13 protein-coding genes, 3 tRNA genes and 1 pseudogene are annotated in these 14,412 nt (G+C 46.5%); 4 read left to right on the forward strand and 13 right to left on the reverse strand.

Annotated features, from left to right (window positions below; genetic code table 11):
* Nucleotides 1–117 precede the first annotated feature (117 nt).
* The 10 genes and pseudogenes from B0680_RS02360 to leuS all read right to left on the reverse strand — a co-directional run bounded on the left by B0680_RS02360 (nt 118) and on the right by leuS (nt 9,130).
* Nucleotides 118–419 (reverse strand): annotated as a pseudogene (locus tag B0680_RS02360) (CopG family transcriptional regulator).
* Between the two features lie 142 nt (nt 420–561).
* A tRNA-Asn gene (locus B0680_RS02365) sits at nt 562–637 on the reverse strand.
* A gap of 4 nt (nt 638–641) precedes the next feature.
* Nucleotides 642–717, reverse strand: a tRNA-Lys gene (locus B0680_RS02370).
* A gap of 20 nt (nt 718–737) precedes the next feature.
* Nucleotides 738–813 (reverse strand) — tRNA-Lys (locus tag B0680_RS02375).
* A gap of 201 nt (nt 814–1,014) precedes the next feature.
* Nucleotides 1,015–3,012: a MacB family efflux pump subunit gene (locus tag B0680_RS02380; RefSeq protein ID WP_169835325.1), complete on the reverse strand. Its 1,998-nt coding sequence runs from the start codon at nt 3,010–3,012 to the stop codon at nt 1,015–1,017.
* Nucleotides 3,013–3,022: 10 nt separating this feature from the next.
* Nucleotides 3,023–4,354: an efflux RND transporter periplasmic adaptor subunit gene (locus B0680_RS02385; RefSeq protein WP_078253444.1), complete on the reverse strand. Its 1,332-nt coding sequence runs from the start codon at nt 4,352–4,354 to the stop codon at nt 3,023–3,025.
* 150 nt (nt 4,355–4,504) lie between these two features.
* Complete coding sequence (locus B0680_RS02390) at nt 4,505–4,951, reverse strand: hypothetical protein (protein ID WP_078253445.1); 447 nt, start codon at nt 4,949–4,951, stop codon at nt 4,505–4,507.
* Entirely contained in the window at nt 4,948–5,979 is a 1,032-nt protein-coding gene (gene holA / locus B0680_RS02395) for a DNA polymerase III subunit delta (protein WP_078253446.1), read from the reverse strand. The genes B0680_RS02390 and holA overlap by 4 nt, the downstream gene beginning before the upstream one ends.
* A gap of 2 nt (nt 5,980–5,981) precedes the next feature.
* Nucleotides 5,982–6,485 carry an LPS-assembly lipoprotein LptE gene (locus B0680_RS02400; protein ID WP_078253447.1) on the reverse strand — a complete coding sequence of 168 codons (504 nt, stop codon included), beginning with the start codon at nt 6,483–6,485 and terminating at the stop codon, nt 5,982–5,984.
* On the reverse strand, nt 6,485–9,130 hold the full coding sequence (gene leuS / locus B0680_RS02405) for a leucine--tRNA ligase (RefSeq protein ID WP_078253448.1): 2,646 nt from the start codon (nt 9,128–9,130) through the stop codon (nt 6,485–6,487). Before leuS ends, B0680_RS02400 begins: the two co-directional genes overlap by 1 nt.
* A gap of 111 nt (nt 9,131–9,241) precedes the next feature.
* Here leuS and B0680_RS02410 point away from each other — a divergent pair, with 111 nt between their 5' ends.
* Complete coding sequence (locus tag B0680_RS02410) at nt 9,242–9,616, forward strand: arsenate reductase family protein (protein ID WP_078253449.1); 375 nt, start codon at nt 9,242–9,244, stop codon at nt 9,614–9,616.
* Between the two features lie 102 nt (nt 9,617–9,718).
* On the opposite strand, the gene B0680_RS02415 is transcribed toward B0680_RS02410, so the two are convergent.
* Nucleotides 9,719–10,072 (reverse strand): hypothetical protein, encoded by a 354-nt coding sequence (locus B0680_RS02415; RefSeq protein ID WP_078253450.1) that lies wholly within the window; start codon nt 10,070–10,072, stop codon nt 9,719–9,721.
* A gap of 117 nt (nt 10,073–10,189) precedes the next feature.
* Nucleotides 10,190–10,570, reverse strand: coding sequence for a hypothetical protein (locus B0680_RS02420; protein WP_078253451.1), 381 nt, complete (start codon nt 10,568–10,570; stop codon nt 10,190–10,192).
* A 129-nt stretch (nt 10,571–10,699) separates the two neighbouring features.
* On the opposite strand from B0680_RS02420, the gene B0680_RS02425 reads away from it, so the two are divergent.
* Nucleotides 10,700–11,074 (forward strand): hypothetical protein, encoded by a 375-nt coding sequence (locus B0680_RS02425; RefSeq protein ID WP_078253452.1) that lies wholly within the window; start codon nt 10,700–10,702, stop codon nt 11,072–11,074.
* A 115-nt stretch (nt 11,075–11,189) separates the two neighbouring features.
* On the opposite strand, the gene B0680_RS02430 is transcribed toward B0680_RS02425, so the two are convergent.
* Nucleotides 11,190–12,161: a hypothetical protein gene (locus B0680_RS02430; RefSeq protein ID WP_078253453.1), complete on the reverse strand. Its 972-nt coding sequence runs from the start codon at nt 12,159–12,161 to the stop codon at nt 11,190–11,192.
* A gap of 264 nt (nt 12,162–12,425) precedes the next feature.
* Here B0680_RS02430 and B0680_RS02435 point away from each other — a divergent pair, with 264 nt between their 5' ends.
* Complete coding sequence (locus tag B0680_RS02435) at nt 12,426–13,670, forward strand: lipoprotein-releasing ABC transporter permease subunit (RefSeq protein ID WP_078253454.1); 1,245 nt, start codon at nt 12,426–12,428, stop codon at nt 13,668–13,670.
* Nucleotides 13,671–13,679: 9 nt separating this feature from the next.
* Entirely contained in the window at nt 13,680–14,360 is a 681-nt protein-coding gene (gene lolD, locus B0680_RS02440) for a lipoprotein-releasing ABC transporter ATP-binding protein LolD (protein WP_078253455.1), read from the forward strand.
* Nucleotides 14,361–14,412 lie beyond the last annotated feature (52 nt).

Genomic DNA, 14,412 nt, shown 5'->3' on the forward strand with positions numbered 1-14,412 from the left:
TTGCAATCAGCATTGCTATAAATCAGTCCAAAGAAATGCACCATCTTGGTAGGTGGTGCATTTTTTATATGGCTTTGATTGGTCAATCAGTGTTGATAAGTGTTTGGCGGTGTGAATTTAGCCCAAATCGCATTTTTGATTGACATCGGCTAGGGCTTCATCGATGATTTTTTGGCTGACGCCTTTTTGCGTAGTTTTTCGATAAATAGCACATCATCAGCTAGGGTGTAGTTGGAATTATCACGGTCAAGCCCTTGGCGGATATACAGGCGAATCAAGCCTTGAATACGGTCAAAGCCATGATCTTGGGCGGTGACTTCAAGATGCTTGATAATCTCTTCGGATAGACGCAGATGCACAGGGCGCATGATGGTCTGCGGATGATCTGAGTAGCGATTTTTGATGTGTGGGGGTAGCATGGCAAATCCTTTGTATTATAAAATCTGAATGGTCGCCCATGATTATAGCATGATAGCTAGGCTTGTCAAATTACATGGTTTGGCAAATTATCATGATGCAAATAAAAAAACCCTTGGCAATCACCAAGGGCTTCTTTGAATATGGCTCCCCAACCTGGGCTCGAACCAGGGACACACGGATTAACAGTCCGATGCTCTACCGACTGAGCTATTGGGGAATGATGGTGGGTCGTGCAGGATTCGAACCTGCGACCAATTGATTAAAAGTCAACTGCTCTACCAACTGAGCTAACGACCCGTTAGCGATACTAGGATAAATGGTGGGTCGTGCAGGATTCGAACCTGCGACCAATTGATTAAAAGTCAACTGCTCTACCAACTGAGCTAACGACCCATTTATCTAGTCGGATACGGTACTCCGTATCGCTAATGTGGTGCATATTATACGCATAATTTTTATGATTGCAAGCATTAATTTGCAAAAAATCCAAAAATTTTCAAAATTTTAGCAAAAAATCACGCCAAGCATTGATTTTATTGAATTTTGTCTGCTGTGCTTGGGCGTGTAATGCACCACAATTCTACATCAGCACGATTAATTACGACTCAAGGCATCCACAGGATTAAGCTGTGATGCAGAGCGGGCAGGCAAAAAGCCAAATACCACGCCAATTAGGGTCGAGCAGATAAAAGCGGCAACGATGGATAAGGGCGAATATACTACGCTAAAATCCCCACCGCCAAACTTATTAATCAGCTCACCAATGGCAAAGGCAAACGTCACACCCAAAATTCCGCCAAGAATACATACAAGCACCGCTTCAATCAAAAACTGCTGCATGATGTCGCTTTGGCGAGCGCCTACCGCCATACGCACACCGATTTCGCTCGTGCGTTCGGTAACTGAGACGAGCATGATATTCATCACGCCGATACCGCCGACGATGAGCGAGATGATGGCGATGGATGAGACAAGTAGTGTCATCGTGCCTGTCGTGGATTCGATGGTCTGACGAATTGAGTCGGTGTTCATGATATTAAAGTCATCCGTGCCGTGCCGTGATTTGATGAGCTCACTGATGGCGGTTTCGGCAACATTGGATGGCGTGTTCTCATCGATCAGCACCACAAAGCGGTCTAGGTAGCTTGTACCAAGCATCCGATGCATCACCGTCGTGTAGGGCATATACAGCTGTGGTGTGTTGTTTTGGCGACCAAAGCTTGTGTTTTTGCTAGACAGTACGCCCACCACTTGCCCCGGGACTTTGCCCACTAGGATAATCTCGCCGATGGGATTGCCTTGACCATTAAAAAAGGTCTTATAAGCATTGTTATCAATGATGATATCTTGGGTGAGTTTATTGACACTATCGGCACTAAAGCCTTGTCCCATAGCAAGCTTTTCGCCGGTGACGGCCAAATAATCCTTGCCCACGCCATTGACGCTGGCGGATGCTTCGATGTTCTTGTAGCGAGCGGTGACACTGCTATCGACCTGCGGGCTGACGCTTTTGGCATACGGCTGAGCGGCGACGGCATCGGCATCGGCGGTGGTGAGATTGTCATGACCGTATTTACGCCGTGGGTCGCCAAAGGGGTAGCCATCGATGACGGTGATGGTATTCGTGCCCAGCTGATTGATGTCGGCTAGGATTTTTTGTTGTGAGCCTTGACCCAGACCCACCACCGATACCACTGATGCGATACCGATGATGATGCCAAGCATGGTCAGCAGGGTGCGCATCTTGTGGGCTTTCATGGCGTAGAGCGACATTTTGAACGCTTCTTTTAGCCGATCAAAAAAGCCAAATAAGGCGTTTTTTGTATCTGATTTTTGGCGTGAATGGTCACTGTGGCTGATGCTGGTGCGATGGGTGGCGTGCTCGGTGTAGTAGTCAGCGATGACTTGACCATCTTTGAGTTCAATCACGCGTTCAGCTTCAGCAGCAAGCTTAGGATCGTGCGTGACCATGATGATGGTATGGCCTTTGTCCTTGAGCTCGTGCAAGATTTTCATCACTTCGATACCAGAGTGGCTATCGAGTGCGCCTGTAGGCTCATCAGCTAGGATGATATCACCACCATTCATCAAGGCACGAGCGATAGAGACACGCTGCTGCTGACCACCTGAGAGCTGATTTGGACGGTTTTGGGTCTTATCACCCAAACCCAGTGCGGTGAGTAGCTCAGCGGCTCGGGCACGGCGTTTGGCGGTGTCCATACCGGCATAGACGGCAGGCACGGTGACATTGTCAAGCGCATTGATATCGCCAAGCAGATGATATCGCTGAAAAATAAAGCCAAAGTATTCACGGCGTAGCTTGGCAAGCTCTTCGGTGTCCATATCATCGACCGAGCGACCAAAGATGGCATAGTGTCCGCCGCTGGCTTTATCAAGACAGCCTAAGATATTCATCAAAGTGGACTTGCCTGAGCCTGACTGACCGATGATGGCGACCATTTCGCCTTGATATAGCGTCAGATTGATGCCGTGCAAGATGCGGATTTGGCTATCGCCTGCTGGAAAATCTCGCACCAACTCACGTACTTCAATCAAGGGCGTCTTGCCCTGATGGGATGTCGTTGTTTGCATCATCATCACCTTACATCATCGGTGGGCGGTTATTGCTTCTGCCGCCGCTCGATGACTGCTCTTGGCTTTGTTCGCCGATGACGATGACATCGCCTTTGTTTAGTCCTGATTTGATTTCAGCATTGACTCGATTGTCGATACCGACGACGACTTCAACGGGCTTAGCAAAGCCATCTTCACCGATGATACGCACGGTGCTTTTGCCATCTTTGGTCTCAATGGCAGATGATGGCACGACAAGCACGCCACGAGCGGCATTGATGATGATATTGACCTGTGCGGTCATGTCGATGCGAAATTTACCTTCGCTATTATCCACATCCAAGTAGCCGATATAATACACCGCAGAGTCAGTGCTACTAGTGGTGCTAATGGTCTCGGGCGCAGGCTCGACACCGCTTAAGATGGCGTCAAACTGCTGATTGGGATTGCCAATGATATTAAATCGTGCCGCCATATTTGGGGTGATGTTCACCACATCTGCTTCAGAGATTTGGGCGTTGATACGCACACGGCTTAGGTCAGCGAGCGTCACGATGGTTGGGGCGGATTGGTTGGCATTGACCGTCGTGCCTTGTTTTTGGCTGATGGCGACGACTGTGCCATCCATCGGTGCACGGATGGTGGTGTAGCTTAGGTCTTCTTGGGCGGTGATGACATCGTTCTTGGCTTTGGTGATGGCAGCTTGTTGGCTGTCAATGGCAAGCTTGGCATTATTGACCGCCGTCAGGGTGTTTTGATAATTGGCTTTGGCGGTGGCAAGGGCAGCTTTGGCGACTTCAAGGTTTGATTTGGCTGTGTCGTATTCTTCACGGCTGATGGCATCAATATCAATGAGTCCTGCGAGTCGATTAAAGCTTTGCTGAGCTTTGTTGAGCTCGGCTTGGCGAGTGTCAATGGTGGCTTGGGCGCTTGCGACTTCACCTTGCTTAGTTGCCAAATCCCCCCGTGCTTGGTTTAGGCTCGCTTCGGCTTGTGATAGCGATGCTTGGGCGTTTGAGACGGTGTTTTTTTGTTCGACTTGGCTGATTTGCGCAATCAAATCACCTTTTTTGACTTCATCGCCAATCTCAACATAGAGCCTCGTAATCTCGCCTGAGACCTGTGCGCCGACATCGACGGTTTGGATGGCTTTGATTTTGCCTGATGCCAGTACGGTGTTTTCGATGTTGCCTGTATCGACGGTGGTGGTGAGATATTGTGGGGCGACAGGGGTTGGGTTTAGTTTTTTATACCCAAAAAAAGCAAGGGCAGCCAACACTAAGGCAAGGATAATCCACTTAATATAACGGATGAATTTAACAGAGCTGAACGATTTGGCAGTTGGTTTGGCGGATGACATGATAAATCCTAAAAAATGTCAAAAACAGTGATGATATTGTACCTATAAAATGATGATAATGATAACAGTTTTTATTTATAGTAGGATTTTGGCAAACGTAACTTATGTAGAGAATTGTTGTGTTTTTGTAATTTTTTATCACAAATGGCGTTATGGACAGCTTTGGTCTTTGGGATTGATATAGAAATATAGGCTGATGATGGCGTGATTTGGATACAGTGATGATGGCTCAATGCTTAATTCTTGTTGATTGCGGCAGTAGAATTTTAGTGTATTTGGCTTTTGGATATTGACTGGTTGCCAATTGTGTTCGATGGCATTGGCGTGTACAAGCTGAATTAATTGTTCGTTATAGGGGTATGAGTAGCTGATACCTACAAAATCAATCCCTTGTTTATGCGTATGAGAAATATTTGCGGGTTCACCCAAGCCTTTGGTGAGCTTGGGTATTTCTTGTTGAAATTCTTGGAAAATCTGTGAGCGATTGGCGTAGGGCTTATCACGACCATATGGTCGCTCGCCACTGATGAGAAAGTGAGCAATGGTGATAATAAAGATGATGATTGGGAACACAATGGCGAGCGGATGAGTTTTCATACATCAGCCTGTAGCAACGCCACACCACACACGCCCAAAATCAGCCGTTCAAGCAGTCGCCAGACATCATCATTGCTAAGCCCTTTGATGGCTTTGTCGCAGTGATAGACTTGGGTGTGTAGCACGCCAAGTGCGCTCGGTGCTAGTCGTCTTGATAGACGATAGTAGTTGTTTTCTTTGTTACGCCAAATGCCTAGACTTTGGGCATCTTTACCCGCTTGTAAGCCTGCAATTAGTTTTAGGTCTTTATTAATCGCCCATAGGATGATACTGGGTGCGGTGTCGGTTTGCTTAAGATGGTGTAGGATTTTTTGGCAAGTAATGGCGTCTTGATGGATGAGCGCATCGGACAAATCAAATACGCTAAAGCTACCGCCATCGGACAGCGACTGCATCAGCATCGGTATATCGATGGCTGTTGGCGTGCTTTGGTCGGGTGTGGTATGGCTATACGACAGTCGCCACAGACACTGATAAGCGGTGAGTAAATCATGCTCGGTATGGCTCATCAGCATCCGCCAAGCATCGGTATCTAGCTTTAGATGCAGGCGTGTCGCCCAGTATTGTAGTAGCTCTTGGCGTTGATTTTCGTTAGAGACATTGCCGTCAATAATCGTGCCATGCGTATCAAATAGCCGAAAAGCTTTGGCGGCTTGGGATTTTTTGTCCTGTTTGGGTAGTAGCCAAATCAGATGGTTGGTGCTGTTGCCTGCTTTGACATCATCGGCAAAGCGTGTCAGTGCATCTATCGTGTCATTATCAGGCTTATGCTTGCCTGTGACGATGATGGCGGTGGACTCGGCAAACAGCGATAGGGCGGATAGCTCATTGATGACTTCTTGCCACTGTTTGGGGCTGTTCAGCTCAATGCGTTTGGGCAATTGAGCGTTTGCTTGCCAACTGGGGCGGCAAGCATCGATGAGCCACTGAAGTACTAATGGCTCATCAGAATGCACAAGCCACAATCCACACAGGGTTTGTGGTGCTTGTGATAGGCTTTGGGCAAGTGCCAAAAAACGCTGCTGCATGATTATTGGCTAGTCTGACTACCCATCGCATAGTACTGCTCGGCGATGCGCTCGGCTAAGTTGTCCTGTAGCCATGCTTGAGCCTGTTCGCCTTGCTGGTCGCTGGTGGCGACACCTGCTTCATTGTACTGATAGCTACGCTCGACTTGGATTGGGTAGGTGACACTTTTACCATTGATTTGATAAGTCACATCCGCCATCATCAGTAGGCGTACTTCGGTCAGTACACCAAGAAGCTCATAGCGACGATAACGCAGATTTTGCACCATGATGGTGTGGGTGGCGTCGCTACTGGTGCTCACGCCAAGCTGAGCCAAACGGGTGGCAAGCTTATGCTTAAAGCCATAAGCCAGTGCATTGTCTTCGGTGGTGATATTGACCTGACTATACGCCGGGGCAAGCTTTAGGCTATTTTCGCCCATGCCACGCAGCTGATAGCCGCAGGCGGTCAGTGACAATGCACCGACTGCCATTAGGCTGATCGAAAGGGCTTTTAATGTTGTCATCATGCACCTGCCACGACGAAGCTGATGAGTTTGTTCGGTACGACGATTTCTTTTTTGATGTCGCCGGTGATGAACTTAGCAACGCCTTCTAGTGCTTTGGCTTCACGGATTAGCGTGTCATTGTCAGTGCCGACAGCGACTTCCATTTTACCACGCACTTTACCATTGACCTGTACGACCATCGTGATGGTGTCATTGACTAGGGCGGTTTCATCAAGCACAGGGAACGCAACCATGCGTGTATCAATGCCAAGCGCATCTAGCAAATATTCGCCAACGTGCGGCGCATACAGTGATAGCATGGTCAGTAGCGCAAGAATGGCTTCATGGCGGACTGCCAGCTCATTATCATTTGCTACTTCAAAGCTTGCAATCTCATTGCACAGCTCCATCAGGCTAGATACTGGTGTGTTCAGTGCCAAATGTTCGCCTAAGCTGACATCGATTTTGGCGATGGTTTCGTGTGTCTTACGGCGTAGGTCTTTGGCAACTTTTGATAAATTGGCTTTATCGATATCGCCAATGGTTTTATTGCTGATGGCGTCAATATGCTCGCCAACGGTACGCCATACTTTTTTGACAAAGTTATGTGGGCCTTTGAGTGCTGAATCTGACCATTCGAGAGTCTGATCAGCAGGGGCGGTGAATAGCGTGTATAGACGCACCGTGTCCGCACCGTATTGCTCAATGATTTCTTGGGGATCGACACCGTTATTTTTTGATTTACTCATTTTTTCGATTTTGCCGATGATGACAGGTTTGCCATCAGCTTTGAGCGTCGCGCCACTGACTTCAGTACCATTCATCACAAGGTCGATCTCATGTGGGAAATAGTATGACTTTGAGCCATCGGCATTTTCACGATAATACGTGCCAGCCAGTACCATGCCTTGGGCAAGTAGATTGGCAAATGGCTCATCACCGCTCACTAAGCCTTCATCACGCATCACCTTGTGGAAGAAGCGTGCGTATAGCAAATGTAGGACAGCGTGCTCAACACCACCAACATACTGATCCACAGGCAGCCATTTGTCAGCTGCAGCACGGTCAATCATTTGTGTGTCGTCATGTGGGCTGGCAAAACGCTGTGCATACCAGCTAGACTCAACAAAGGTATCAAAAGTATCTGTCTCACGCTCGGCAGGCTGACCGCATTTTGGGCAGGTGCAGTTGATGAACTCTGGTATATTCTTCAGTGGATTGCCACGACCATCAGGGATGACATCGGTCGGTAGCACCACAGGCAAATCCGCTTCATCGACAGGCACAGTACCGCAGTAAGCACAGTTCACCATCGGAATCGGACAGCCCCAATAACGCTGACGGCTCACACCCCAGTCACGCAGACGGTACTGGATGGTGGCTTTACCAAGATTTTTTGCGCCGACGATTTCTTCGACTTTGGCGATGGCATCAGCTGATGATAGGCCATCAAGCACGTCTGAATTAATGCAGTGGCCAGTTTCTTTGTCGCCGTACCATTCTTGCCACTCACGGCTGTCGTATTGACCTTGTTTGTCGCTCCAGTCGATGACTTGGGTGATTGGCAAGCCATATTTATTGGCAAATTCAAAATCACGCTCATCATGCGCAGGCACGCCCATCACTGCACCTGAGCCATAGCTCATTAGCACATAGTTGGCGACCCAGACAGGCACATTTTCGCCTGTGATTGGGTGGGTGGCAAATAGCCCTGTATCCATGCCGACTTTTTCGGCTTTGGCAAGGTCAGCTTCAGCCACTGAGCCTTGTTTACATTCAGCGCAGAATTGTGCGATGGCTTCGTTTTGCTTAGCGGCGTATTGTGCCAATGGATGCTCGGCAGCCACAGCCAGATAGCTGACACCCATCACCGTATCAGGGCGGGTGGTGAATACACGCAGTACATCGCTTTGCTCACCGAGCGTATAAGTAAAATCAAGCTCCATACCACGACTTTTGCCAATCCAGTTGTGCTGCATTGATAGCACTTGTTTTGGCCAATGACCTTCTAGGGTTTTTAGGTCATCGAGTAGCTCATCGGCATAGTCGGTGATTTTGAAATAATACATCGGGATGTCACGCTTTTCGACAATCGCACCCGAACGCCAACCACGACCATCGACCACTTGCTCATTAGCAAGAACGGTATTGTCCACAGGGTCCCAGTTCACTGTGGCAAGTTTTTTATAAACCAGTCCTTTTTTGTAGAGTTGTAAAAATAGCCACTGCTCCCAGCGATAATATTCAGGCGTACAGGTAGCAAATTCACGAGACCAGTCAATCGACAGACCCAGTGCCTTAAGCTGTGTGCGCATATTGTCGATGTTTTGGAAAGTCCATTTGGCAGGGGCGACCGCATTGGCAATGGCGGCATTTTCGGCAGGCAGACCGAACGCATCCCAGCCCATCGGCTGCATGACATCATAGCCTTTTTGGCGATAATAACGGCTGAGCACATCGGTGATGGCATAGTTACGCACATGACCCATATGCAGTTTACCGCTTGGATAAGGGAACATGGACAGCATATAGCGAGTTGGCTTGTCGCTTGGCTCATTGGTGGTGTGATAGCGTTTGTCGCTGTCCCATTGTTGTTGCAATGTACGCTCAATCGTCGAAAAATCGTAATTGTCCAAGTGGCTGTCTGATGAAATCTTACTCATATCAAATCCAATGCGGTAAAAAAAGAAAATATAAACAGGTTATTATACCTAAAATCCGTGCCAATTTGCTATAATTTGGCAAACTTTAACCAAAAAACTTTGGGGGATATGATGACAATCACTGTCTATGGCATCAAAAATTGCAATACCATGAAAAAAGCCTTTGATAAGCTGACCGAACTTGGCGTGAGTTATGACTTTTTTGATTATAAAAAACAAGTACTTAGCCCAGATGACTTTAGCAATTTTGTCAGTCTGTTTGGCGAAAAAGTGATTAATAAACAAGGCACAACCTATCGCAAGCTTGATGATGATACCAAAGCGGTGCTTGCTGGTGTGGTGGACGGCGGTCAGCAGGCGGTGTATGAGATTGTCAAAAATAACCAAAGTATGCTAAAGCGCCCCATCGTCATTGGCGACTATCAGGGCAAGCCGGTGGCGGTGATTGGCTTTGATGAGGGCGAGTATCAAGCGGTGTTTGCTTGATTTATCTTTTAAAAACTTCAAATACAAAAAAAGATGGACTTAATCAGCTAAGCCCATCTTTTTAATTGGTTTTATATTGCTAAATTTATGGTAATTATATGCTTAATAACAATCTGCATTAATCATCTTTTTGACCGAACTACCATGATAATACACATCGTCAATCTTGTATGAATTACCAGATTTGGCGAGTACAAATGTGGCTGAATAGCTACCACCAATAGTAGCAACAACATTGCCATTGCCATTGCCATTCACACGATAACTGACCGCAAGACGAAAATTTGGGTCTTGATTGCCATATAAGGGATCTTCCCCTATACCGCAAAAATTATCATTCGCCCAATTACGATCTTGGCGATTTAATTGTGCGATTAAGCTTGGTGTGCCAAATCTTCTAAGTGTACCAGTTCCATCTTGATTTGCTTTTGAGCTGGCATATACTTTTTTTGACAAAAGCGATTTTTTGACTGTTATTTGCCCAAGCGGTATTCGATGCCATCATCGCTACAATTGGCAGAGCTAGTATTAATTTTTTCATACAGTAAGTCCTATCGTGAGTTAACCTATTGTTTAGTAGTAGCGACTGACGCAGGGTCCGTAATTACCATTGATTGAGTCGCAGTCATATTCTTGTTGCTTGTTGCGATTTAGCAGTTTGGCTTGTTTTTTGGTGAGCTGAATGTAGTACTGCTGTCCACCTTCTTTGAAACCAATCATGGATTTGAACGCCCCTGAATATAGAGTGACAGGGCGGTCACAGTGCGATGAATAGCAAACCGTCTTGGTTAATTTGGTTTGTCCGTTTTTCTTGATGCTTAATGTGTAGCCTTCATGATGAGCAGGCACACCGCCAAAATCAAAGCTCTTTGTGCCTACAAAAGGTAGGTTGTTGTTAGCAAATGCTTGTGTAGATAACAAGCCAAGCACCAAGAATAGTGAAGATTTTTTCATAACAGTTTCCTTGTAAACAACTAATGTTATTAATATTTGAGAATTAGGCATTGGTATCTTTAGGAATTATATTATTAATTGAAAAATTTATCAATAAAAATTTGAACTCATTTGTGCTAATTTTAGTACATGATAAGTACTTCTCAAAATCAACGACAAGCCTTTAGCAGGAGACTGCAAGATTGTTTAGTCCAACGATCTTTACCAATTAGTCCCACAGCACTTGCCAAGGGTTTTAATGCGCAATTTAATGGCAAGCCAATCACTGTGCAGACAGCTAGTAATTGGTTGTATGCTGTTTCGTTTCCCAGTCAAGATAAATTACAAGTATTGGCGGATTGGCTAAGTGTGGATATACACTGGTTGAGATTTGGTGATGATAGTCAAACTGCGGCAATTAAGCATTTAACCCAAGAGCAGCTTGATTTGTTGCAAAATTTTGCATTGCTTTCACCCAAGAATCAAAAGCTTGTTAGTGATTTGATTGTTGCTTTGAATCAATAACGTGAATTTGACATATTGGATTGTGGGTTTGTAAACAAAAAAAGATGGGCTTAATCAGCTAAGCCCATCTTTTTTTAATGATTTTTTTTAATGAATTTGTTTAATAAACAACCGCTTATTTCACCTGCGACTGATTTTCGGCATAGATGGCGGCTTGTAGCCAAATATTGGCTTGGATATAGTCATGCACAGCGATGGCATTAGTGGTGGCAGTCGTTGGCGTGGCGATACGCACCACAAATGGGTCGGCATCAGGTTCACGCAAAATCACCACATCAAACAAGGTAATGTCTTTGCCAAAAAAGTCGGTCTGCGATTTGCCAAGCACTTGACCCTGACACCAAGCTTCGTCTTCTTGACCAAATACTTCACCAAATAGATAAGCACACATATGCCCAAGATTAATCTCAACAGGGGCAAGTGGTTCGTTGTCTTTTTGGTCGGCAGGTTGCCAATTGCGGATTTGTTCATCGATGTCATCAGGCACTTGACCGCCGTTACTGGCAATAATGTCATTGAACGCACGATGATGGCGGATGGCTTCTTGGTCTTCGATTAGGATGGTTTCGTCTTGGCGGCTTGGCTCGATGTTGTACGCCCATGCGCTAAAATTGACATAGTATTTTTTTGGTGTGCGATAATCGGTGCGATTGACCGCATACAGCTGGTCAAAGGCATAGATGGTCGCACCATCAGGCGTGCTTAGGCACAAAATCGCATCCGATGTCGCATCACAGCGGATAATCCGCTCAATGGTACAGGTCAGACCATAGGGGCTATGCACCGCAGGAAAGGCATTGATAAAGGCTTGTGGCTTGCCATCTGCCATCGATAGGATTTGCTTAATATGGCAAATGTCATTCATGCCAAGTAGTAGCTTGGCGTTGGCGGCGCTGTTTTGACCGATACCCGTTGGCAAAGTTGCCTTATCCAGCATGGCTTGTAGCCAATTGGGGACATCTTCGGCAATATTATCGGTCAAAATCGCCCAATGGTCGCCATGACTGGCATTCTCATCACAAGGCAAATCAATCTTAATCGGTGCGGTTTCGTGGGTGTATTGATAGCGAAAAGTTTGGGTGGTCATGATTTATACTCATTAAAAATTGCTTTTTATATAGGGATAAGCCACAAAAATATCAAGCGATACGCATAAAATTCATCACAAGTTATCAGGATAAATTATCAGGATAAATCGCTCAAGTAATCACTGTTTGTATCACCAACTTAATTGCTGCGAGTTATCTAAACGGTAAAATTTGGCAAAAATTGATGGCATAGCAATAGTTTGATGGTGATTTTGGTCAAAAAATGCTAAACTGTTAAGATTATTGTACTATGGAAAAAATCTATGTTTCGTCCTTTGGCGTTATTTATCGGGCTTAGGTACACCAAAGCCAAGCGCAAAAACGGCTTTATTTCCTTTATTTCGCTCATCTCTATGATTGGCCTGACGCTCGGTGTGGCGGTGCTCATCACCGTGCTGTCGGTGATGAATGGCTTTGACCGTGAGCTCAAATCACGCATTTTAGGCATGGTGCCACAAGCGACTGTCATGTCATCAGATATCATGACCGATTGGCAGCCTTTGGCAGAAAAAATTCAGGCTGAAAATAAAGAAGTGCAAGCGGTTGCGCCATTTATTCAGCTACAAGGGATGCTGACTGCCGAAGGGCAGGTGGCGGGCATTATGGTGACAGGGATTGAGCCTGACTACGAAAAGCAAGTGTCTATCATTGGTAATCACATGATTGCAGGTGGGCTTGAGTCACTCAAAGCAGGTGAATTTGGTATCGTCTTGGGCGAGACGATGGTGCAGTCATTAGGCTTACAGCTTGGCGACCAAGTGACTTTGGTCCTGCCTGAAGCGACACCATCAGCAGCAGGCGTGATTCCCCGCTTTAAGCGATTTACCTTAGTGGGTGTGTTTCGCATCAGCAGTGAGATTGATGGTGCGATGGGCTTTATTCAGATGCGTGATGCAGGCGTGATGCTCAGACTACCCGAAGGGGCACAAGGGCTACGCATGAAGCTTGACGATATTTTTAAGGCGCAACAAGTCTCATACAACGCCGCCAATATCGACCCGATGCGCCTACATCCGAGCAACTGGACACAGACACATGGCAATCTATTTAGCGCCATTCAGATGGAAAAAGCGATGATTGGTCTGCTACTGTTTCTCATCGTCGTGGTTGCAGCGTTTAATATCGTCTCAAGCCTTGTTATGCTAGTCACTGACAAAAAATCTGATATCGCCATCCTAAAGACTTTTGGTGCATCACCCAAGCTCATCATGCAAGTATTTATGGTGCAAGGGATGATTATTGGTGTCATTGGTACGGTGGTTGGTACGGTGCTTGGGGTGACTTTGGCTTTGACGGTGAATGATATTTTGGTGTTTATCAGCCAAGTATTTGGCATTAGCCTATTTGATGGTAGCGTGTATTTTGTGGATTATCTGCCATCACAAGTCAAGGCGTCTGATGTGGCACTGATTACTGTGGCGTCATTCTTGCTAAGCTTTTTGATGACGATTTATCCAGCACTGCGAGCATCTCGTATTGAGCCTGCTCAGACTTTGCGATATGAATAAGGATATATGATGAGTGTGATTTTAGAAGCCAAAAACATCAGCAAAGTCTATGACGAAGGCAAAATCAAAACTACCGTGCTATCGGGACTGGATTTGACCGTCCAAGCAGGCGAGCGTATCGCCATCGTCGGTAGCAGTGGTTCGGGCAAATCCACGCTACTGCATCTGCTTGGCGGGCTGGATACACCGACCACAGGCGAAGTATGGCTAAAAGGGGTTTGCCTAAATCAGCTGAATGAGACTCGCCGTGGTGAGCTACGCAATCAGCATCTGGGCTTTGTGTATCAGTTTCACCATCTATTGGCTGAATTTAGCGCCACCGAAAATGTCGCCATGCCACTACTGATGCGTGCTGATGTCAGTATCAAAGAAGCCGAACGCCGTGCCAATGCGCTACTTGAGCGTGTGGGGCTGGGTCATCGCCTACATCATCGCCCAAGCGAGCTGTCAGGCGGTGAGCGTCAGCGTGTGGCAATCGCCCGAGCTTTGGTGACTGAGCCTGCGCTGGTCTTGGCAGATGAGCCGACGGGTAATTTGGATGATGAAAATGCCACAGCGGTATTTGAGCTATTGACCGAATTGCAGTCATCCATCGGTATGGCACTACTGATGGTGACGCATGACAGACAGCTGGCTGCTCGTGCCGATAAGATTCTTGAAATGAAAAGTGGTCAATGGGCATCATGCTAAGCTAAATGACTGATAATCAAAGCAGTAAGATAACAAAAGGCAGAAATTGAGT

The organism is Moraxella pluranimalium, assembly GCF_002014825.1.
In the GTDB taxonomy this organism is placed as follows: domain Bacteria; phylum Pseudomonadota; class Gammaproteobacteria; order Pseudomonadales; family Moraxellaceae; genus Moraxella; species Moraxella pluranimalium.

What these genes read in the sequence shown, in the direction of transcription:
- B0680_RS02380 (WP_169835325.1), bottom strand. Translation starts at nt 3,012, where the DNA reads ATGCAAACAACGACATCCCATCAGGGCAAGACGCCCTTGATTGAAGTA.
- B0680_RS02435 (WP_078253454.1), top strand. Translation starts at nt 12,426, where the DNA reads ATGTTTCGTCCTTTGGCGTTATTTATCGGGCTTAGGTACACCAAAGCC.
- B0680_RS02390 (WP_078253445.1), bottom strand. Translation starts at nt 4,951, where the DNA reads ATGAAAACTCATCCGCTCGCCATTGTGTTCCCAATCATCATCTTTATT.
- B0680_RS02385 (WP_078253444.1), bottom strand. Translation starts at nt 4,354, where the DNA reads ATGTCATCCGCCAAACCAACTGCCAAATCGTTCAGCTCTGTTAAATTC.
- B0680_RS02425 (WP_078253452.1), top strand. Translation starts at nt 10,700, where the DNA reads ATGATAAGTACTTCTCAAAATCAACGACAAGCCTTTAGCAGGAGACTG.
- B0680_RS02430 (WP_078253453.1), bottom strand. Translation starts at nt 12,161, where the DNA reads ATGACCACCCAAACTTTTCGCTATCAATACACCCACGAAACCGCACCG.
- holA (WP_078253446.1), bottom strand. Translation starts at nt 5,979, where the DNA reads ATGCAGCAGCGTTTTTTGGCACTTGCCCAAAGCCTATCACAAGCACCA.
- B0680_RS02420 (WP_078253451.1), bottom strand. Translation starts at nt 10,570, where the DNA reads ATGAAAAAATCTTCACTATTCTTGGTGCTTGGCTTGTTATCTACACAA.
- B0680_RS02410 (WP_078253449.1), top strand. Translation starts at nt 9,242, where the DNA reads ATGACAATCACTGTCTATGGCATCAAAAATTGCAATACCATGAAAAAA.
- lolD (WP_078253455.1), top strand. Translation starts at nt 13,680, where the DNA reads ATGAGTGTGATTTTAGAAGCCAAAAACATCAGCAAAGTCTATGACGAA.
- leuS (WP_078253448.1), bottom strand. Translation starts at nt 9,130, where the DNA reads ATGAGTAAGATTTCATCAGACAGCCACTTGGACAATTACGATTTTTCG.
- B0680_RS02400 (WP_078253447.1), bottom strand. Translation starts at nt 6,485, where the DNA reads ATGACAACATTAAAAGCCCTTTCGATCAGCCTAATGGCAGTCGGTGCA.